This is a genomic window from Marinoscillum pacificum, assembly GCF_024714495.1.
GTDB classification, from domain to species: Bacteria; Bacteroidota; Bacteroidia; order Cytophagales; family Cyclobacteriaceae; genus Marinoscillum; species Marinoscillum pacificum.
The window spans coordinates 173,414-193,046 of the sequence record NZ_JAMZMJ010000010.1 but is presented as its reverse complement, the minus strand read 5'-3'; the positions used below and the strand labels follow the sequence as shown (position 1 = coordinate 193,046).

Below are 19,633 nucleotides of genomic sequence, written 5' to 3'. Positions count from 1 at the left end.
TAAATACAGATTAACATGAAAAATTTCATCAAAATATATTCATTCATGCTGGCTGTAGTGTTGATCGCTTCAGCTTGTGGAGAAGAGTTTTTGGAGGTAGCGCCTAAGGGCACGGAGTTAGAAGATAACTACTACCGAAATGCAGAAGAAGCTTATGCTGGACTAGTTGCGGTATATGATAACGTAGGTGGCGTGACTGGTCCATATATCGATAAGTTTTTGGCTACTAATGCAGCATCTGATGACTGCTATGCAGGAGGCGGAAACTCGTCAGATATCACAGCTATCCAGGTTTGGAATAATTATACGTTGGATCCTGCCAATGGGCCTCAAGAGTCATTGTGGTCTAAAGGGTTCTCTGGAATCTTCAGAGCCAATGTGATCATCTCTAAATTGCCAGATGTTCCCATGGACGAAAACCTGAAGGCTAGATACATGGCTGAAGCTAAGTTCTTAAGAGCTTGGTTCTACTTTGATTTAGTTCGATTCTTTGAGAATGTGCCATTATTCGAGCAACCTATTTCTACTTCTGAAATGTATGATGTGCTTCAAGCAGATCCATCAGAGGTTTACACCTTTATGGAAGAGGAGTTGCTAGCTGCTATTGAGCATTTACCAACATCTGTACCTGCAGAAACCGAAGGTGGCCGGGCGACACAAGGAGCGGCGAGAGCTTTGCTTGGTAAAGTGTATCTACAGCAAGATAAGTTTAGTGAAGCTGCTGCTCAATTAGAGCAGGTAAATGGTGCACCAGGTGGAACTAGCCAATATGGTTATCAATTATTGGCTGACTTTGGAGACTTGTGGATTTTTGATAACAAGCACAATAGTGAATCGATATTCGAAATCAACCATACTGGTCAATCTAACTGGGGAGACTGGGGATGTACCTCTTGTACAGAAGGTAACTGGTTAAATATTATGTTGAACCCACGTGGATACAATAAGATTGATCCTGCAGCACCTGATTATAACTCAGGATGGAGTTTTAATACAGTGACTGAAAGTCTGGAGGCAGCTATGCAAGGAGATCCGCGCTATGATGCAACCATTGCAAATCTTCAAGCTTTGGAGGATGCTGGTTCTGTGGAATATGAGAAAGGATATCAAAACACTGGATTCTTCCTTGAGAAATTCACTTCACTAACTTCTGATAGAAATGAAGGTGGTGTAATCGAAGGAAACTTTGATCAGAACAAATATGACATCCGATTAGCAGATACTTATTTACTAGAAGCAGAAGCATTGGTGAGAGGTGGCGGAAATTCAGCTAGAGCTCAAGCGTTGTTCGATGCTGTAAGAGCTCGGGTAGGATTAGGGTCTGTGGCTGTGTCACTTGATGCGATTAAGCATGAGCGAAGAATGGAGCTTGCTGGAGAAGGTCACAGATGGTTTGATCTGGTTCGCTGGGGCGATGCTTCATCTGTGCTTGGAGGATCAGGTTTTGAGGCTGGAAAGCATGAGGTTTTACCTATCCCGCTATTAGAGCTTGAGAATACGGCATTGCAACAGAATGCAGAATACGGAGGAACTCTTTAATCGGATACTCAAATGAATAGAGCAATGAAAAATTATAAAATATTATTGATAGGGTTTGTAGCTGCAGTAGTGTCTAGCTGTTTCCCTGAAAATGAAGATTATTCTCTTGGAGGCCAGCCGCCTGTAGCTACGTTTACAGTTGAGTCTGTTTCAGGGGAGAATAACACGTACATACTAAAAAACACCACTGAAGGTGCATTCATTTCAATCTGGAACTATGGTAACGGGTTTAGTGAGGGCTCTCAGGAAGATACGTTGTTTTTGCCTGATGCTGGAGACTATGAAATCCAGTTGGTGACAGTTTCGAGTAGTGGCTCTGACACTTCTGATGTGGAAGTGTTAACCGTTGCTACGAGTGATCCAGCGGCAGGTAACATTGTGGTGGGTGGTAGAATGGACGATCCAGATGCCTGGACCACTTTTACAATCACAGATGGAGTTTCGTTCAGTGTTGCTGATGGAAAAATGACGGGTATCGGAGGTGGATGGGGCCACGCAGGCTTCTATCAACCAATTGAAGTTATTGCAGGTAAAGAGTATGCTTTCAATGCCTTAGTATCTGGAAGCGGGGCTTCTGACACCTGGTTCGAAGTATATTTTGGATCTTCTGAACCTGTAGATTACTCTGATTACTCTGATGGAGGTAATCAGGTTGGTTTGAATACATGGGCAGGTTGCGCAACATCTGAGTTCTCGGGTAGCATTCTAAATGTTGGATGTGCTGGAGAATTATTGGAAAGTGATGGTAAGATAACTTTTGCACAAACAGGTACTGTGTATCTGGTAGTGAAGTCAGGTGGTGCAAGCCTGGGTGATACCGGAATCTCAATCGATAATATCGAATTGAGAGGTACTAAATAATTGTAACCATCTATCAGACCATTTGGGGTTTTCCCGGATGGTCTTTTCCTCACTCAAGGAATGAGTGACCTAATGAAAAGTCATCAAATAGTTATACAAAGTTTGTTTAGGATAGTAGGAAACAGCTTGCTCATTATGGGGTGCGAGTAGGCTGTGCTGTGAGTGTTGGAGGCATCTCTCCGCACTCTACCTACACCTCGCTATGATTCACTTAAGAGCGAATGATTAGTGGTCGAAAATCAGAATAAATGCATATGATCAACAAAAATTTGTTTGCTGTGGTGCTGACAGTGGTTGGGTTTGTGCTCATGGCACAGCCCAAAACTGCCAGGATCTATACTACAGCAAAAGAAACAGGGCAAAGGTTGGAATTGTCTGGAGAGACATCATTCTATGATGCAAAGCAGCCTGTGGAGAATGCGATTAGTGTTTTCGTAAATCCGAATAAGAAATTTCAGACACATTTAGGAATTGGTGGTGCCATAACTGATGCTAGTGCTGAAGTTTTTGCTAAACTAACTCCTGCGAATCAACAGCGATTGCTGGAAGCATACTACGATACTGAGAAAGGTATAGCTTACAACATCGTTAGAACGAATATCCATAGCTGTGATTTTAGCAGCGGCAGCTATACCTATGTGAGCGATGATGATAAGTCTTTAAAGACTTTTGATATCAGCCATGATTTGGAATATCGTATTCCGCTAATCAAAAAGGCTCAGGCGAAAATTGGCGAAGACTTTATGTTTTATGCCAGCCCATGGAGTCCGCCACCATTTATGAAAACGAACAATCACATGCTGAAAGGTGGTAGTTTGAAACCTGAGTATTATCAATCCTGGGCGCTATACTACACCAAGTTCATCAAAGCATATGAAAAGCTGGGAATGCCTATTTGGGGAATTACTGTGCAGAACGAACCTATGGCCACTCAAACCTGGGAATCATGTATATACACAGCAGAGCAAGAGCGTGATTTTGTGAAAACAGCACTTGGTCCTACTATGGCTAGGGAAGGATTAGGAGATAAGAAGATTGTTGTGTGGGATCACAACCGTGACTTAATCAGCCACAGAGCTATGACCATTTTCGAGGACTCGGAAGCAGCTAAATATATTTGGGGTATTGGGTTTCACTGGTACGAGACCTGGACAGGGGGCTTACCATTGTTTGATAATTTGAACAATGTAAAGGAAGCTTTTCCAGATATGAATTTGATTTTCACTGAGGGCTGTGCTGAGCGATTTGACCCAGAAAAGTATCAGTTTTGGCCAAATGCGGAGCGTTATGGTAATTCAATTATCAATGACTTCAATGCTGGCACTGCTGCCTGGACCGATTGGAACATATTGTTGGATGAGCGAGGAGGGCCAAATCATGTTGGGAACTTCTGTTTTGCTCCAGTGCACGCTGATACACGAACGGGAGATCTGATTTTTACACCATCTTATTATTATTTAGGTCATTTCTCTCGATTCATTCGTCCACAAGCTGTGCGATTGAGTACGGCTGTGAGTAGAAGCACCCTGCTGAGTACTTCTTATGAAAACACGGATGGCACTACAGCTACCGTCGTGATGAATCAAACTGATTATGATATCGAATACCAATTATATGTTATGGATAGAGCAGTGAAACTGACCATTCCTGCTCATGGCATACAGACAGTTGTTTATTAATTCCTTCTTGTAGGGATGTGAAGTTGGTTGTGATGTTTAGAAGGGATGTAACTCAATCTACGGATAGTATACTTCTTCATATATCATCGGGATCAAAGGGGCAGACGGCTTCTTTGGTCCTATTTTTCCCCACCGCTGTGATGAAGTTTTTTAAACCAAACCATAAAAATGATGAATCACAACGTTTTACAACAAATCGTCAAGGCACGATCGTGCACTCGACAGTCCAATGAACTTCTAAAAAGTCGTTCAGTCACTAGATTTCTTAGTGCGATTATCCTGTTCTTAATGGTTTCATTGAGTTTTTCCGCCCAAGCACAATATGTAAAGGCTCAGGGAACTCAAATTCTTGACGAGAATGGGGCTCCCATTTATTTTAGAGGTATAAACCTTGGCAACTGGTTGCTTTGGGAGGGTTATCTCATGATGGGCGACTTTGAGTACCGTACGCATACACAGTTTTTTGATGGCATTAAAAATGCTGTCGGCGGAGATTTAGGGCAAGCCATAGAGTTTGAGCATCAATGGCGAATGAATTACGTCAATGAGCAAACAATTATTGATCTCAAAAATCTCGGATTCAACTCAGTTCGAATTCCTTTTCACTTTAATCTCTTTTGGGATTATGGTTCCTATGGAGTTACCAACAGGGGATTTCAATACTTTGATCGTGTGATCAACTGGTGTCGGGCTCATGATATGTATGTTCTATTGGACATGCATGCAGCTCCAGGCTATCAGAATCCAGGAGATCATAGTGACAATGTTAATTCCAATTCCAGTCAACCCAGATCAAGTGTGACTTTTTGGGATGGTGATAATGTCAATATTGCGGCTCAAGTATGGCATCACATTGCTGATTATTACAAGAATGAACCAGTAGTCTGGGGTTATGATTTAATCAATGAGCCTGTTCCTCAGCCTGGTAGAGAGTATGAATTATTGCCTTCTCTATTGACTATCCGAAATGCTATTCGCCAGGTAGATAACAATCACGTGATCGTGGCTGAAGGAAGCTGGTGGGGATCTGATATGCAAAAACTAGACTGGCAGGATCCAAGCGTTCAGTCAAGTACTGGGATCAATTATCGATGGGATAATAACCTCGTATATCAGACGCATCATTATTCAGACGATGTGTCTCAATTGAACGGAAGAAAGGACTTAACCAATCGTTTGAATGTACCTTTGATGCTCGGAGAATATGGGGAAAACACCAATAGCAAGCTTCGAGAAATGACTGATTGGTGTATCAATAATAATGTGGCATATTTTCCATGGTCATTTAAGAAAATGTACCATGATCGATGTATTTGGACGATCAACCCTAATGGAGCATATAACTCAGTAAGAGATTATATTAAATACGGAGGATCTCCACCTGCCAATGCTTACAATAACTTGATTGCTTTCTGTCAGAATAATATTGGGAATGGAGCGTCTGGCATAACCTTTCATCAAGGGTATTATGATGCAGTAAAGTATACAGGAGCCTCTGGAGGTTGTCAAGGAAATTACCAGTCAATAGGAACGATACAAGCGGAAAGTTTTTGCGATATGCAAGGTGTGCAAACGGAAAATACCTCAGATACAGGAGGTGGGTCAAACGTTGGTTGGTTAGATGCCGGAGATTGGATGGGTTATCGAGTGAATATTCCAAGTTCTGGAGCCTACACTATCGAGTATCGCGTAGCTAGTCAAGGTGGAGGAGGCTCTATACAGTTAGAGTCTCTTGGCGGAGGTTCCAGTTATGGAAGTATTAATATTCCTTCCACAGGCGGTTGGCAAAGTTGGACTACTATATCTCATTCAGTCAACTTGAATGCCGGGAATCAAGATTTAGCGTTATCGATTTTAGCTGGTGGGTTTAATCTTAATTGGTTTAGAATCTCTTCATCAGGAACTACAGGCGCACCTACTGGTCAGGTAATCTGGCTAAGGGGCAGCAATGGACAATATGTGTCGTCAGAAAATGGACAGGGAGGAATGAATTGCAACCGAGGATCTGTAGGTGGTTGGGAGCAGTTTACAGTTGTAGCTGTTGGCTCCAACCAGATTGCTCTCCAAGGTACTAATGGTTTGTATGTTTCTTCTGGAAATGGTCAAAGTGTAATGACTTGTAATTCAACATCTGTAAGTGGATGGGAAGCTTTTACATGGGAAGATCTGGGTAATAATACTGTTGCCCTGAGGGGTTTTGGGAATCAATATGTGTCCTCTGAAAATGGTATATCAAATATGATGTGTGATCGTGCTTCAATTGGAGGATGGGAAACTTTTACCTGGGGCACAGGATCAGGTGCCAGATGGTCCTCAGAGGATTTGACGCATCAAAAAACTGAAGTGTTGATTTATCCCAATCCTGTGACTTCTGAGTATCAGATAGATTTGTCTTCCGCAGGAGTGGAAGAGGCAAGTGTCCGATGGAGAGATTTGTCTGGGAGACAGGTAGTTTCCAAAAAAGTGCAGTCTGGAAATAAATATTCATTGCCTCACGGTGTAATTAAAGGGTTGTATGTGATTGAAATTGAAACGGATAATCAACTAATTACCCGACGAATAGTAGTTAAATAATGTTTTTGTTCAAGGCCCATGTGGCCTTGAATTGTCTATGTTAACGGTAATAGGTGATCACTTTTTGTTATAGAACATGTAGTATCTTTGTCAGTATCAATTATTTGTAATTAACCGTTACAACCGTCAACACATGAATAAGTATTTAATGGCAGTACTGCTGGGTATTGCCTCTCACTTGATCTGGGCTCAGTGTGGTTCAGGCTCAGAAACCGTCTATGGATCTGGAAGCTGGATTGGTTATGTATATGAAGGCTCCAATACCTTTACAACCGCCAATTTTTCTGGAAGAATTTATGAATCAGAAAACTTTGACAGTAGTTTTTGCGGTTCAGCTGATTGTGATTTCGCAACAGATGCCTGTAATGTAAATGCCAACACTTTTAGTGTTCGTTATCGGATGAATCAGACATACGCTGCTGGTGTATATGGAATTACCATTGGAGGTGACGATGGAGTTCGTTTAAGTCTGGATGGCGGAAGCACCTATGTGATATCTGATTATTCAAACCATTCTTATCGTACTACTTATGACGAAATAGTACTCAACGGAAACTACGATCTGGTTTTAGATTATTATGAAGACGGAGGAGATAGCCGTGTTTCTATAGATATTACATTTTTAGGTACTCACTGGGGAGGAAGGATAGGCTCGGATCAGATGATATGTGCTGTGGCTCCCTTCGATCCTGATGCTTTCACCAGTCAGTTTCCTGCTCAGTTTAGTGATGGCAGCACTGCATCTTACCAATGGCAATCTTCTTCTGATAATAGCACTTGGAGTGATATTTCAGGTGCAACATTTGCTACATATGATATCCCATCAGGTTTTGCAGGAACCTTAACCTATTACAGGCGTCAGGCTACTGGCGGGGGAAATACAGTGAATACATCATCCTTATCTGTCTATGCTCAAGAGCAGCAGGGTGACGAGACCAGTTATGGCAGTGAAAGCTGGATTGGTTATGTGTATGCAGGAGGAGCGGATAATTATACGGACTATAGAGGAGAGGTTTTTGAGTCAGAAACATTCGATGAAGGTTTTGGAGGAGACAATGTGATTAGTTCTACTTCAGGGTGTGATTTTCAAACTGAAAACTTTACTGTTCGATTTAAAATGCAAAAGAATTTTGACTTTGGCGAATATGATTTTACTGTTGGTGGTGATGATGGGTACCGATTGAGTATTGATGGTGGAGCTACTTGGATCGTGGATAATTATGGCTATCATGGATATGCCACTACTACCTCTGCTGTTCAGGTTTTAGATGGTACTTACAATCTGGTTTTGGAGTATTTCGAAGGTGGTGGCCAGAACAGAGTTACATTTGATTATAATTTAATAAGACCTCTTCCTGTATCTTATTTATTCTTTAATGCAGAGAGAGTTGCGGCAGGCGTGAAACTTCAATGGGCAACTGTAACAGAGAAAAACAATGATTACTTTGAGGTACTAAAATCTACAGATGGGTTGAAATGGAAGTCTTTGGGTCAGGTTGATGGAAATGGCACAACCAATGAAAAGCAGGACTATCAGTTTGTGGATTATGAATCAAGCAATGCGGTGTATTATCAGCTTAATCAAGTAGACTATGATGGTCAATCAGAATTGTCTAAATTCGTTTTTGTAGGGAGCAATCAGCAGACAGGAAGTTTAAAAGTTTATCCTAATCCGGTAATTGATCATGTTGATATTGAATGGTCTGGTAGGGTAGTGACGGAGGTGCTATTGATGAATTTGTTTGGACAAGAAATCTATAGAGGTGGAGTGTCTGGACTTGATTTTAGCGATCTGACAAGAGGAGTTTATATGCTGAAAGTATCAGATTTGTCAGGAGAAGAGAGGTTGAGTAAACTGGTCAAGCAATAAAAAAAGGAGATTAAGCTGACTTAATCTCCTTAATTAATAAAGTATCATCTTTTAGGCGCTAACCAATTCATTCACTCTGTCAAGAGCTTCTTCCATGGTTTTTGCCTCTTCGGCAATGTAACCAGCAGATTTTGCTGTACGACTCATTTGCATTTTGGAAATTGGGTTGTCAGTTACTCTGATGATTCGTGCTACACCATTTTGAGCAACAAACATTTGTGCTTTCTTGATATGCTCAGTTCCTTCCTGGCTGGCTGGCTTCATTTTGGCAATATCATTAATGACAATGAAACCCGGTTTCATTTTGCTGGATACAAGGTCAATTAGTTCCTGAGCTCCATTTTTCAACTCTTCATCACTCATAAAGCCTTCTAAGTGTAAAATCAGAAGGTTTTTTTCTACGTCGGCTTCAATTTTATACATTTGTTTTAGGTAGTTATTTGCAGACTCAAAATTATAACCCGTTGTATTTCAAAACATTTAAAATTAGACGGGCAGGATTAATTCATCGGTCAAACCGAATTTATAAGGACTGATTGTATATTCACATTACAGAATTTAACTTTTTAATGGCTCATTTACAACCAATTAAGACCGCACTTTTGTCATTTGGTATGTCTGGAAGAGTATTCCACGCACCGTTTATTCACCTTCACTCTGGTTTTGAATTACTGGGAAGTTGGGAAAGAAGTAAACATGTCATCCAGGATCACTACCCTTATGTGAAATCTTATGAATCTCTGGAGGAGGTCTTAGATGATGAGCAAGTTGAGTTGGTGGTAGTGAATACACCTACCTATACACATTATGAATATACCAGGAAAGTTCTTGAGGCTGGGAAACATGCTGTGGTCGAAAAGGCTTTTGTGGGCAGTACAAGTGAAGCCGAAGAGCTTGCTGCCCTGGCAGAGAGTAAAGGCTTGAAATTATCAGTCTTCCAAAACAGAAGGTTTGATAGTGATTTTAAAACTGTACAGCGATTATTGAAAACTGGACAGCTAGGCGATATCATCGAAGCGCGAATTGCTTTTGATCGTTGGAGACCAGAACTAAGTCCCAAAGCGCACAAAGAGAAACCTAGCGATGGAGCTGGAATTATCAAAGATTTAGGAGCACATGTCATAGATCAGGCACTGACTCTATTTGGTATGCCCCACAGTGTCTTCGCTGACATAGGGATCACACGTGAAGGTTCAGAAGTGGATGATTACTTCGATATTCTTCTCAAGTACGATAAAAAAAGAGTTCATGTCCATGGTGGATATTTTTTCAAGGATCAGTTACCAGGATTTATTTTGTATGGGACTAAGGGCTCATTTTTGAAATCAAGGGCAGATGTGCAAGAGGATCAGTTACAAGCTGGAATGAAGCCAGATCATGAACAATACGGTGTTGAATCAGTCGATGAAAAGGGTGTTCTTCACGTAGATTCCAGAAAAGGGCAATTGCCTACAGAAGTAGGTGACTATAAGGAATATTATGAAGGCATCTATCAATCCATTCGAAATGGAGCTGAAGCGCCTGTAACGGCTACAGACGGGGTGAATGTCATGCGTGTGATTGATGCTGCCTTTGAGAGTGCAGAGAAAGGTGTGGTTGTTAAACTTTAGTATGCCTGGTTGGAAGAGTCACGCCAGCAGGCAATTCAAGAGTAGGTCCTTTTTCCTCTTTTGTTTTATGGTTCGAGTAAGTAGTGAGTTTTTTATTTTTTCTTCCAGAACGAAGGACGTAAAGAGTTACAAAGATCATCACTGCTCCGAAGAAATTAGTGAGAATTAGCATAATCCATGTTGCTTCAATACTCATATTGGCGGGGTTTGAATTGTAAAAACTGTGCTTTCAGATAAAATGTTCAGATTTCTTTTAGATATTCGATAAAATATTGGTCAATGGATTTGGTAGATTCGATTGATCCGTTATTTTTGCGATCCAATTCGGGCAAAACACCAAAAGAATTGGAAATACGCAGCACCTAAATAAGGTGTAAGATCACACAGAGGAACTCCGATAGCTATCGGAGGAGTGTTCAAAAAGCTTGAAAAGCTGAGCGTCTCTTCTAAAACAAAAACGCATCATCCGAATAGGGTGAAAGATCACACAGAGGAATGGCAGAGTGGTCGAATGCGGCGGTCTTGAAAACCGTTGTACCGCGAGGTACCGGGGGTTCGAATCCCTCTTCCTCTGCTGAAAAGCTCGACATTATGTCGAGCTTTTTTTGTTTTAGCCAACTCTGTTTTTAGATTCCTTGAATCTCCCTGTTCAGGGATCACCGTTAGGTAATCCATAAGTTTTTACATAGACTAACCATTTTACATCAAAGGCTGGACTTGTTCTCAGAAGGACATAAAATGAAAGAGCAACTTCCAATGAAATGAGAATGGTTTAATTTGATTAATTCTCTTGAAGAATCACCGTCAACTAATCCCACAATCCGGCATCATAACAAAGACATTTCCAAACCATTACGGCTTCACTCGGTTAGTTTACTAGACTAACAATTGCGCTATGAAGAAACTTTCTACAAATACTCTAGATGAGGCTAAGTTCAATATTGTGGTATTTGCCTTTTCATTTCTAGGAGCAACGTTGATTAAAAAAGTAGTTTCCACATCTTATAAGGCTGTTACTTCAAAGGACTTGCCAGACAACCCAGAACACGAGGATTACAGTACCCGAGAAGTTTTATTGTTTTCAATAACTACTGGCATCATAGGGGCACTGACGAAAGTCTATACCCGCAAATTGGTGACTCAAGGATGGAAGCGAATTGGAGGGAAGACGCCAAAAGAGCTTAATTAACTCTCAATAGTTTCTTCTTTTGGCGAATCGACCAGAACAGCATGACTTTGCGGTTTGATGTCATGTCCTATTTCCTCAGCATAAACTCTAGTGAAAATGGCTCCGATCAGCACCAGAATAGAAGAATAGAACACCCAAACAAGAATTCCTGCCAATGATCCAGCTGCTCCGTAGGTAGATGTGATTTGTGAATTGGATAATATTAAGCCAATCGCAAACTTTCCAAGCATGAATAATATGCCTGTGACAATGGCACCTACAGAAACATCGCGCCATTTTATTTTGGCATCTGGAAGGAATTTAAAGACCAGTGCAAAAATTGTAGATATAATTAAAAGAGATATTAATAAATTGGCTCCCTCCACAATGTACATGCTGAAATCTTTTGTAATTAGCTTGTAGAGGAATTCTTTGAAAATGCTCATTGCTGCGTCAAGAACCAATGTGACCATGAGTAAAAAGCCAATAATTGTAATGATGGAGAATGATAATAGTCTGTCTATTAAGAATCTCTTGACAACTTTTTTGGGTTGAGGCTTTACATTCCAAATCGAATTCAGTGCCTTTTGAATAAAGTTGAAAACCGCAGTGGCACTGATGAATAAAAACACTAAACCAACAATGTTTCCAAGTATTGAAGAATATTCCCACCCTCTGTTTTCTACAATGGTGAGAATCTCTTCTGTACTCGCCGCTCCTATCAATCCGGAAATTTGATTAGCCAGCTGGCTTCTTATTTCGTCTTTGCTTAAGATGGTTCCTAGTGACTGAATGATAATCATTAGAGCTGATGGCAAAGAAAATAATGTGAAGAAGGCTATGGCTCCTGCATATACCACAGGATCTTGCTCATTGAATATTTGAACAATGTTTTTAACAAAATAGTATATGCTCTTGAGGCGATCTTTCATAAAACTAGCTGTCAGTAGTTTATTAACAACCAGTCGTTCAATGTGTTTGATTTGCTATTGTTGCCCTTCAATCCAGCAGCCTCCAATGCAAAAATCTCGTTTTCTAGATTTAGTGTAGTCAAAATAGAACCCCATTTGAACTTGCTTATTGATGATGGCGTTTGCCGCACCTTTTGATCTGCCATCTGAGGCAGAGTAACCAATTGCTGTGAGGTTGCCTGAATCATCAAATTCTAGGTTAGAGAAATTTAATGTGATATTCCATTTTATTAGTTGATCTCTCATTAGTATTAAGCTATCTAGAGTTTGATTTGAAGAGAATACTACATCCAGTGCCTCTATTTCATTCTCTTGGTTTCTGATGATTGTAATTCCGCTTTTTGGTGCAATAGAATGAGAAGTCATGGTCGAAAAGTCTGTACTCTTTCCTGACATTAAAAAGATTGCAAGGAAAATTGAAAGCGTTGTTGTGCTGAGAATGGAGATTTTTTTCATTTTATTGGTTTTGAAGTTGAACAAATCACACAAATACCAAAACAGATTGCGTTGATCTCTTTGAATCACGTGAGACTTTTCGAATAAATCCTCATTCAGTACCTCAGATAATACTCTCAAGGTATAGGCCCTGGGGTTAACTTGATTCAATTCGATTCGCTGAATTGTTCTGGTAGCTACTTGACATTTTTCAGCAAGTTCATCTTGTGTTAATCCAGCAGTCATTCTCAGCTGAATAATTCTATCTCCTAGTTGTCTCTGCTCTATCATAAGAAATCATTGCAATGAAAATCTCAATAGCATTGTCTTTCAAGGAAAAGGTAAGACTTTGACCTGACATTGAAGCGACATTTTGAAATATGAAGTTTTAAAGGCTATTTCAGGAACTTTTCAGTGAATGTGTCTTTATAAACCCGACCTATTGGGAGCTCTTGATTATCTACTAGAAATATTCGATTTCCTGATACTTTTGAGATTTTAGTGAGATTGACTAAAAACGATTTGTGGATCTGAATGAAATGATTTGTGTTCAGGAAATTTATCCAGAATTTTAATGGTTCTGAAGATAGGTGTTTCTGCTTTTCGCAATGGAGTTCTGTGTAATCTCCATCAGATTTGATGAAAAGAATATCATCTATGACCAATTTAATATGATCGTATCCTGATTTGATAAAAACTTCCGTGACCTCATTCCTTGAGATTGGGTGACTCCCTTGTTTAAAAGTGATAAGTTCCTGCACTTTAGAAACTGCCTGAACAAATCGCTGAAATGAAAAGGGCTTAAGGAGGTAATCTACAACATTGTATTCATAGCTCTCCAGAGCATAGTCACTATACGCCGTAGTAAGGATGACATGATTGGATTTGGGTTTGATTTTCAGGAAATCCATGCCAGACATTTTGGGTAGGTGAATGTCTAGAAAAATTAAGTCGACTTCTGCCGAATTTAGAAAATCGAGGGCTTTAGTGGCATTAGAAAACGTAGCTTTCAGTTCTATAAACTCTAAATCACTGATGTATTTCTTCAGAATTCGCTGTGCAGGAGCTTGATCTTCAACGATGATGCATGTTAAGTTCATTACTTCAGATCGATTGTTAGTTGCACATCATATTCTGTATCGGATTCATTAATTCTCAATTCATGTGAATTGGGATAAATGAATTGCAAGCGCTTTTGCACGTTTTCCAATCCGATGCCAGCCTCTTTTTCAATGTTTTTGTGTTCTATCGGGTCATAATTGTTTTTACAATGGAAGTGAAGAGTGTCATTCTCTAACATCAGATCAATATAAATTTCAATTCCATCTGATTTTTTTTCGGAACTGTGCTTAAATGCATTTTCCACAAAGACCATCAAGATCAAAGGGGCAACTAATTGTGAAGGCTCGTCGATCCCGGATTTGTGATAGTGTACCTGTCCTCGTCCTTCAATTTGCATTTCATAGAGTTCAATATAGTTTTCCAATTGATGAATTTCATTCTTTAAGGGGACATATTGACTTTTGCACTCATACAAAACATATCTCATGAAGGATGACATTCCTAAGATGATTTCAGGTGTCTTAGGTGAGTTTTCAAGAGCTAATGCATAGATATTGTTCAAATTGTTGAACATGAAATGTGGATTGATCTGAGACTTGAGAAATTTCAATTCACTTTGTTCAACAGATGCTGTTAGTTCCTCAAGCTGCAGTTGCTTTCTGATGATATCCCATGCCAGTTTAAATCCACATAAAATAATTGTGACAGGAAGAACATCAATCAGGCTGAACATGATTTTCCCAAATTTGTTTCCACGAGTGGTAGGGAAGTAAATTTTTTCCAGGATGAATTCCTCAATGAAAATGGATGCGAAAACAACTAAAAAGAAACAAGCTAAGAATAGCCCGTACTTTTTCTCATAAAGAAACCTGGGGAATAGGATGTAATTAATTGCAAGAGCTGCTATTGCATAGTTGGTAAAAAAAGCTACTTCAAATGGCTCAACCTGTGGAATACTATCATGATACCCACGTGTACTTACAGAGAAAAATGAGAAGACTATGAGGTTTAGTACAACCTGAAAAGGAATTTCCCATTTGCTATTCGATGTTTTTTGTTGGAGGTCAATCACATTCCAATGTTACTTATAGATAGAGATACCTACAAAACAAATAGGTGATCAACCAAACTTTCCCGTTCAACGACAATTGTTTTTATATTGAAATAGGTGTAGTATGTCGTTCATACGAATGAAACAGTCGTTCAAAGATTTTATTATGAGAAGAACGTGAACCATTCTTTCTTTGGGTATTCATTAAAATAAACACAATATCACAATTGATGCGTTCTTATATATTTATCATTTTATTCACCTCCTATTTATTTTCTTTCTCTCAGTCTGGCACCGTAGTACTTACAGGTAAGGTAGTTGATGCTGAATCCAATGAGCCAGTTGAGTTTGCTACCGTGGCGATAAAGTCTAAGTCTACAAATAATCCAATTACTGGTGTTACCACAGGGCTTGATGGTCTGTTTAAAATTGAGACGGATGCCACTGATTTTTATGTGGAAATCAGCTTTATCGGATTTGAAAAACGAGAAATTAGATCGTTTAGCCGCACGGGACAAAATGTAGACTTAGGGACTATTTCCCTTGGTGTGGATAATCAGCAGTTGGATGAAATAGTTATAGAAGGTGAGAAGTCCACTACCGAGTTTCGAATCGATAAGCGAGTGTTTAATGTAGGGGCTGATTTAAGTACAGCCGGGGCTAGCGCGCTCGATGTGCTAAGTAATGTGCCATCAGTTAATGTGAATATTGAAGGACAGGTGAGCCTTAGAGGAAGTAGTGGGGTTCAGATATTGATTGATGGTAAGCCTTCTGTCCTCACCTCAAGTGATAATGGAAATGCACTTGGTACTATTACCGCGGATATGATTGAAAGTGTAGAAGTAATTACCAATCCATCTGCCAAATATGAGGCGGAAGGCACTTCCGGGATTATCAACATCATTTTGAAAAAAGAGGAAAGAAAAGGAACGAATGGATCCATTTCTCTGAATACTGGTGTCCCGCATAACCATAGTCTTGGTTTGAGTCTCAATCATCGAACGGAAAAGTTTAACCTATTTACTCAGTTGGGGGCTGGTTATAGAGAATTGCCAGATAAACGGAGGAGTGTCAATTCTAATTTGGAAACAGATACGACTATTTCTACTGTGGGTACGGAATACCGAAATGAGCAATTTTACAATTTCATTTTAGGTAGTGATTACTACATCAATGATTTCAATGTGATCACTTTGTCAGGAAATTTTGCTTTGGAGTTGGAAAATCAACCATCAACTACGGATTACTTAATGGAAAATGATGGAGCAATGATCTCTCAATGGCAACGTACAGAAACTACTGAAGCAACCAATCCTAAATATCAATTTGAACTACAGTACAAGAGAGATTTTGAAGATCATGAAGATCACGACCTCCTGTTTTCAGCTATAGGGAGTTTCTTTGGTAAAACACAGTCTTCTGATTTTGTCACTGAAACAACTGACGGTGTATCTTATCAAGATGCACAACAAAAAACAGCAACGGCTTTTGATGAAGGTAAGTATACATTTAAGTTAGATTATACACGGCCTTTTACCGAGCAGTTTACATTGGAGGCCGGAAGTCAATATTTAATTAATGATGTTGGTAATGATTATTCAGTGGAGAATCTTATTGACGGTACCTGGGTTTTGGATGAGTCTCAAACCAATAACTTTGAATACATGCAAAATGTATTAGGAGTTTATGCTACAGGCGCTTATGAGTTGGATAAGTGGGGTGTGAAACTGGGATTAAGGGTAGAAAATACAGATTTAGAAACGATCTTGACAACTACCAATGAGCGTAATGATCAGAACTATAATAATTTCTTTCCAACAGTTCATGCGAGTTATAAAATGTCTCAAACCTTCTCACTTCAATCAGGATATTCAAGAAGGATTTTTAGACCCAGACTTTGGGACTTAAATCCATTCTTCAACTTGAGAGATAATTTCAATATAAGAAGAGGAAACCCTGATTTACTTCCCGAGCTGACAGACTCTTATGAAGTAGCTGCAGTGTTTAATGGTGATCAGATTTCATTGAGTTCGGCCATTTATCACCGATTTACCACCGGAGTAGTGGAGCGTATATCATTTTATGAAAACAATGTGAATGTTACTCAGCCAGAGAATATTGGAACAAATAATGCGACAGGTCTTGAGCTGAACGGAAAATATGAGCCTGCTAGATGGATTACAATCAATGGAGATTTTAACTACAATTATTATGATCGTAAAGGCGAATTAGAAGGTGTATCTATTGATTTTCAGGCTAATCAGTGGTCAACTAAATTAAATTCTAAATTTAAGTTGCCTGCAGATTTTGATTTGGAAGTAACAGGAAACTACCGCTCTCAATTTGAGACAGTGCAAGGTGAGCAGGGGGATCAGCTGTTTATGGATCTCGGGGCTCGAAAGAAAGTTATGAAAGGAAAGGGTGTCATCAATTTTAGCGTAAGGGATGTTTTTGCATCAAGAATAGAAAGAAATTACGTGTATCAACCTACTTATGAGCTGTATAGTCGGTCCTTGCGTGGTACTTTTGTGACCCTTGGTTTTAGTTATGGATTCGGTAAAGGAGAAGCCATGACTTATTCAGGAGGAAGAAGGTAAGTTTAATGATCAATTGGAATAAAAAATGAATATGAAATTCAGAATTTACCACCGGTATTTAGGTTTTTTCCTGGTGGGTATCATGGCAGTTTATGCTTTGAGCGGAATTGTGCTCGTGTTTAGAGATAAAGACATCTTCAAGAAAGAAAAAGTAGTGGAAAAGGAGTTGCCGGTTGATACTCCTGTCGAAAAATTAGGTGAAGCTCTAAGAATAAGAAATTTGAAGGTTGAAAAGGAAGAAGGCGGAGTAGCTTACTTCGAGCAAGGAAACTTTGATACGAAAACAGGCAAGGCTGTTTACACGGTAAAGGAGCTGCCGTATTTGCTAGACAGAATGACACATATGCACAAAGCCACAAGCAGTAGACCATTGGCATTTTTAAATGTTTTCTTCGGGTTGTCGCTGTTGTTCTTTGTGGTTTCTTCGTTTTGGATGTTTTCTCCCGGTACTAGTATTTTTAAGAAAGGTCTATACTTCACAGCGGCTGGTCTGGTATTGACGATTTTGTTGATTCTTTTCTAATAATATTAAATCAATTTGTAAGAGCTCAGGATTGACATCTTGAGCTTTTTTTGTTTTAGGTGAATATTCTCAAAACAATTTTGGTTAAACAGATTGTCTTACATTCGTTACTCAAAAATTAACGTTATGGATCAGTCTTTTAAGCCAATTTATTACATAGGAGAAGAGGTTGGATTAGCAAATAATCACTCTGTGAGAGTATTAATAAAAGAAATTCTTGGAAGTCAAGAACGACCAAAGTACTTCTGCAAATGTCAGTTAGAGAATGGGTTAATTATTAATACCACGTTTCGAAATGAAGAGCTAAGAAGGTTCAAGTAGGCGAAAGGGTTAATCCTTATCAATATCATATACTTTTCCACTTGATGCTCTGTCAATGCTGGCATTGAATTCAAAGCCCAGCAGTAGGATAAACGACATGAGCCACTGCCAGATCATCAAGGCGATCAGCGCACCAATTGATCCGTAGACTTTGTTGTATGTGCCAAAATTGGCTACGTAAAACGAGAATCCAAAGGAGACAAGAAGGCATAGTCCGGTTGCTAATATTGATCCCAAAGAAAAGAATCTCCACTTGTCATGTATGGCTGGCCCCCAATAATATATCGCACCTGTTGCACTGTAGAAGATTATAAAAACAACAATAAACCTCAATATCAAGATAATCCATACAAGCAGATCCTCAGTAACTACCCCAATCTCTACTACCCAGTTCAACAAGATTTGTCCGATAATAAGGAAAATGACACCTACTATTAGTGCAAATGCTAATAAAATGGTGAGGAACAACGCAATAATCCGTGTCTTGATGAATGACCTGTTTTCAACCGTCTTATAGCTCATATTGAAGGTCTGCATTAGTGAATTTACTCCATTGGTTGCCAGAAATAAGGCAAACAGCACACCGAATGACATGAGGCCTTCACGTCGTATCTGAGTTGTGTCATAGAGCGTTTCGGCCATCACTTCAAATACGGTGTCTGGCATCACATCTTTCAAGAAGTGTAGAATCTCCCCTTGACTGATAGATGGTATAAACTCATGAAGGAACGGAATCAGCGTAAATAAAAAGATGATGGCTGGAAAAAGTGATAAAGTAAAGTTGAACGCCACACCATAGGCTCTGTCAAACAATTGATTGTCACCTACCTTATCAATGAAAATAATCAGGATTCTGTAGAGAGAGGCTTTTCCATGTCGTATTTTGATAGCCCTCAGTATTTGGATCATTCTGAGGTACCAGCTCGTATAGAGCAGATGTTTATGTAGCCTTTCTCTTGTTCTCACGCAAAATGTGGTTCTAGAAGCTTTTCCATAGCTTCTGGCATTCTTGTGGGTCGACCGGTATCCATTTTGATGAATACTAATTCCGTTTCTCCTGTGTTAATCAGTTCACCAGCTTCATTGGTAACCTCGTATTGAAATAAAATTCGAGCTCTTGGCTTTTCAGGAATGGTTACTTTGATAGTTAGAAGGTCGTCGTACTTGCCTGGTCGGTGATACTTTACGTTGAGTGAAAGCACTGGCATACCAATTCCCATGTCTTCCATTTGCTTATATGGAAATCCTAGCGCTCTAAAGGCCTCTACCCGAGCTATCTCATAGTAAGTAGCATAGTTGCCATAGTATACATAACCCATTTGGTCAGTTTCAGCATATCTGACCCGGGTTTTCGCTTCATGTGTGTACATTA

General features: G+C 39.6%; 18 protein-coding genes and 1 tRNA gene. 11 read left to right on the top strand and 8 right to left on the bottom strand.

Going from position 1 to position 19,633, the window contains the following annotated elements:
- The first annotated feature begins 15 nt into the window (after window positions 1-15).
- The 5 genes from NXS00_RS19940 to NXS00_RS19920 all read left to right on the top strand — a co-directional run bounded on the left by NXS00_RS19940 (window position 16) and on the right by NXS00_RS19920 (window position 8,523).
- Window positions 16-1,539 carry a RagB/SusD family nutrient uptake outer membrane protein gene (locus tag NXS00_RS19940; RefSeq protein ID WP_258101032.1) on the top strand — a complete coding sequence of 508 codons (1,524 nt, stop codon included), beginning with the start codon at window positions 16-18 and terminating at the stop codon, window positions 1,537-1,539.
- 24 nt (window positions 1,540-1,563) lie between these two features.
- On the top strand, window positions 1,564-2,400 hold the full coding sequence (locus tag NXS00_RS19935) for a hypothetical protein (protein WP_258101031.1): 837 nt from the start codon (window positions 1,564-1,566) through the stop codon (window positions 2,398-2,400).
- A 254-nt stretch (window positions 2,401-2,654) separates the two neighbouring features.
- Window positions 2,655-4,079, top strand: a complete 1,425-nt coding sequence (locus NXS00_RS19930) for a glycoside hydrolase family 30 protein (RefSeq protein ID WP_258101030.1) — start codon at window positions 2,655-2,657, stop codon at window positions 4,077-4,079.
- A gap of 168 nt (window positions 4,080-4,247) precedes the next feature.
- The gene (locus NXS00_RS19925) at window positions 4,248-6,653 is read left to right on the top strand and encodes a carbohydrate-binding protein (protein WP_258101029.1); all 2,406 of its coding nucleotides are present in this window, start codon (window positions 4,248-4,250) and stop codon (window positions 6,651-6,653) included.
- 133 nt (window positions 6,654-6,786) lie between these two features.
- On the top strand, window positions 6,787-8,523 hold the full coding sequence (locus NXS00_RS19920) for a DUF8696 domain-containing protein (RefSeq protein ID WP_258101028.1): 1,737 nt from the start codon (window positions 6,787-6,789) through the stop codon (window positions 8,521-8,523).
- A gap of 51 nt (window positions 8,524-8,574) precedes the next feature.
- Here NXS00_RS19920 and NXS00_RS19915 read toward each other — a convergent pair whose 3' ends face one another.
- A complete protein-coding gene (locus NXS00_RS19915) occupies window positions 8,575-8,946 on the bottom strand; it encodes a hypothetical protein (protein ID WP_258101027.1) in 372 nt (123 codons plus the stop codon).
- Window positions 8,947-9,092: 146 nt separating this feature from the next.
- Here NXS00_RS19915 and NXS00_RS19910 point away from each other — a divergent pair, with 146 nt between their 5' ends.
- A complete protein-coding gene (locus NXS00_RS19910; protein ID WP_258101026.1) occupies window positions 9,093-10,133 on the top strand; it encodes a Gfo/Idh/MocA family oxidoreductase in 1,041 nt (346 codons plus the stop codon).
- Here NXS00_RS19910 and NXS00_RS19905 read toward each other — a convergent pair.
- On the bottom strand, window positions 10,123-10,329 hold the full coding sequence (locus tag NXS00_RS19905; RefSeq protein ID WP_258101025.1) for a hypothetical protein: 207 nt from the start codon (window positions 10,327-10,329) through the stop codon (window positions 10,123-10,125). The genes NXS00_RS19910 and NXS00_RS19905 overlap by 11 nt on opposite strands.
- Before the next feature lie 293 nt (window positions 10,330-10,622).
- On the opposite strand from NXS00_RS19905, the gene NXS00_RS19900 reads away from it, so the two are divergent.
- Both NXS00_RS19900 and NXS00_RS19895 read left to right on the top strand, forming a co-directional pair.
- A tRNA-Ser gene (locus tag NXS00_RS19900) sits at window positions 10,623-10,707 on the top strand.
- A 321-nt stretch (window positions 10,708-11,028) separates the two neighbouring features.
- Window positions 11,029-11,322: a DUF4235 domain-containing protein gene (locus tag NXS00_RS19895; RefSeq protein ID WP_258101024.1), complete on the top strand. Its 294-nt coding sequence runs from the start codon at window positions 11,029-11,031 to the stop codon at window positions 11,320-11,322.
- Here the strand turns inward: NXS00_RS19895 and NXS00_RS19890 are convergent.
- From NXS00_RS19890 to NXS00_RS19875, 4 genes are all read right to left on the bottom strand, one after another.
- Complete coding sequence (locus NXS00_RS19890) at window positions 11,319-12,233, bottom strand: YihY/virulence factor BrkB family protein (RefSeq protein ID WP_258101023.1); 915 nt, start codon at window positions 12,231-12,233, stop codon at window positions 11,319-11,321. The genes NXS00_RS19895 and NXS00_RS19890 overlap by 4 nt on opposite strands.
- Before the next feature lie 54 nt (window positions 12,234-12,287).
- The gene (locus NXS00_RS19885) at window positions 12,288-12,998 is read right to left on the bottom strand and encodes a helix-turn-helix domain-containing protein (RefSeq protein WP_258101022.1); all 711 of its coding nucleotides are present in this window, start codon (window positions 12,996-12,998) and stop codon (window positions 12,288-12,290) included.
- A gap of 104 nt (window positions 12,999-13,102) precedes the next feature.
- The gene (locus tag NXS00_RS19880) at window positions 13,103-13,807 is read right to left on the bottom strand and encodes a LytR/AlgR family response regulator transcription factor (protein WP_258101021.1); all 705 of its coding nucleotides are present in this window, start codon (window positions 13,805-13,807) and stop codon (window positions 13,103-13,105) included.
- Window positions 13,807-14,841 carry a sensor histidine kinase gene (locus tag NXS00_RS19875; protein WP_258101020.1) on the bottom strand — a complete coding sequence of 345 codons (1,035 nt, stop codon included), beginning with the start codon at window positions 14,839-14,841 and terminating at the stop codon, window positions 13,807-13,809. The genes NXS00_RS19880 and NXS00_RS19875 overlap by 1 nt, the downstream gene beginning before the upstream one ends.
- A 209-nt stretch (window positions 14,842-15,050) precedes the next feature.
- On the opposite strand from NXS00_RS19875, the gene NXS00_RS19870 reads away from it, so the two are divergent.
- The 3 genes from NXS00_RS19870 (at window position 15,051) to NXS00_RS19860 (ending at window position 18,261) form a co-directional block, all read left to right on the top strand.
- Window positions 15,051-17,417 (top strand): TonB-dependent receptor, encoded by a 2,367-nt coding sequence (locus NXS00_RS19870; RefSeq protein WP_258101019.1) that lies wholly within the window; start codon window positions 15,051-15,053, stop codon window positions 17,415-17,417.
- Window positions 17,418-17,448: 31 nt separating this feature from the next.
- A complete protein-coding gene (locus NXS00_RS19865) occupies window positions 17,449-17,940 on the top strand; it encodes a hypothetical protein (protein WP_258101018.1) in 492 nt (163 codons plus the stop codon).
- 126 nt (window positions 17,941-18,066) lie between these two features.
- The gene (locus NXS00_RS19860; protein ID WP_258101017.1) at window positions 18,067-18,261 is read left to right on the top strand and encodes a hypothetical protein; all 195 of its coding nucleotides are present in this window, start codon (window positions 18,067-18,069) and stop codon (window positions 18,259-18,261) included.
- Window positions 18,262-18,270: 9 nt separating this feature from the next.
- Here the strand turns inward: NXS00_RS19860 and NXS00_RS19855 are convergent, their stop codons facing one another.
- Entirely contained in the window at window positions 18,271-19,170 is a 900-nt protein-coding gene (locus tag NXS00_RS19855) for a YihY/virulence factor BrkB family protein (protein ID WP_258101016.1), read from the bottom strand.
- Between the two features lie 53 nt (window positions 19,171-19,223).
- A complete protein-coding gene (locus NXS00_RS19850; RefSeq protein WP_258101015.1) occupies window positions 19,224-19,631 on the bottom strand; it encodes an acyl-CoA thioesterase in 408 nt (135 codons plus the stop codon).
- Window positions 19,632-19,633 lie beyond the last annotated feature (2 nt).

What these genes read in the sequence shown, in the direction of transcription:
- NXS00_RS19940 (WP_258101032.1), top strand. Translation starts at nt 16, where the DNA reads ATGAAAAATTTCATCAAAATATATTCATTCATGCTGGCTGTAGTGTTG.
- NXS00_RS19935 (WP_258101031.1), top strand. Translation starts at nt 1,564, where the DNA reads ATGAAAAATTATAAAATATTATTGATAGGGTTTGTAGCTGCAGTAGTG.
- NXS00_RS19930 (WP_258101030.1), top strand. Translation starts at nt 2,655, where the DNA reads ATGATCAACAAAAATTTGTTTGCTGTGGTGCTGACAGTGGTTGGGTTT.
- NXS00_RS19925 (WP_258101029.1), top strand. Translation starts at nt 4,248, where the DNA reads ATGATGAATCACAACGTTTTACAACAAATCGTCAAGGCACGATCGTGC.
- NXS00_RS19920 (WP_258101028.1), top strand. Translation starts at nt 6,787, where the DNA reads ATGAATAAGTATTTAATGGCAGTACTGCTGGGTATTGCCTCTCACTTG.
- NXS00_RS19915 (WP_258101027.1), bottom strand. Translation starts at nt 8,946, where the DNA reads ATGTATAAAATTGAAGCCGACGTAGAAAAAAACCTTCTGATTTTACAC.
- NXS00_RS19910 (WP_258101026.1), top strand. Translation starts at nt 9,093, where the DNA reads ATGGCTCATTTACAACCAATTAAGACCGCACTTTTGTCATTTGGTATG.
- NXS00_RS19905 (WP_258101025.1), bottom strand. Translation starts at nt 10,329, where the DNA reads ATGAGTATTGAAGCAACATGGATTATGCTAATTCTCACTAATTTCTTC.
- NXS00_RS19895 (WP_258101024.1), top strand. Translation starts at nt 11,029, where the DNA reads ATGAAGAAACTTTCTACAAATACTCTAGATGAGGCTAAGTTCAATATT.
- NXS00_RS19890 (WP_258101023.1), bottom strand. Translation starts at nt 12,233, where the DNA reads ATGAAAGATCGCCTCAAGAGCATATACTATTTTGTTAAAAACATTGTT.
- NXS00_RS19885 (WP_258101022.1), bottom strand. Translation starts at nt 12,998, where the DNA reads ATGATAGAGCAGAGACAACTAGGAGATAGAATTATTCAGCTGAGAATG.
- NXS00_RS19880 (WP_258101021.1), bottom strand. Translation starts at nt 13,807, where the DNA reads ATGAACTTAACATGCATCATCGTTGAAGATCAAGCTCCTGCACAGCGA.
- NXS00_RS19870 (WP_258101019.1), top strand. Translation starts at nt 15,051, where the DNA reads ATGCGTTCTTATATATTTATCATTTTATTCACCTCCTATTTATTTTCT.
- NXS00_RS19865 (WP_258101018.1), top strand. Translation starts at nt 17,449, where the DNA reads ATGAAATTCAGAATTTACCACCGGTATTTAGGTTTTTTCCTGGTGGGT.
- NXS00_RS19860 (WP_258101017.1), top strand. Translation starts at nt 18,067, where the DNA reads ATGGATCAGTCTTTTAAGCCAATTTATTACATAGGAGAAGAGGTTGGA.
- NXS00_RS19855 (WP_258101016.1), bottom strand. Translation starts at nt 19,170, where the DNA reads ATGATCCAAATACTGAGGGCTATCAAAATACGACATGGAAAAGCCTCT.
- NXS00_RS19850 (WP_258101015.1), bottom strand. Translation starts at nt 19,631, where the DNA reads ATGTACACACATGAAGCGAAAACCCGGGTCAGATATGCTGAAACTGAC.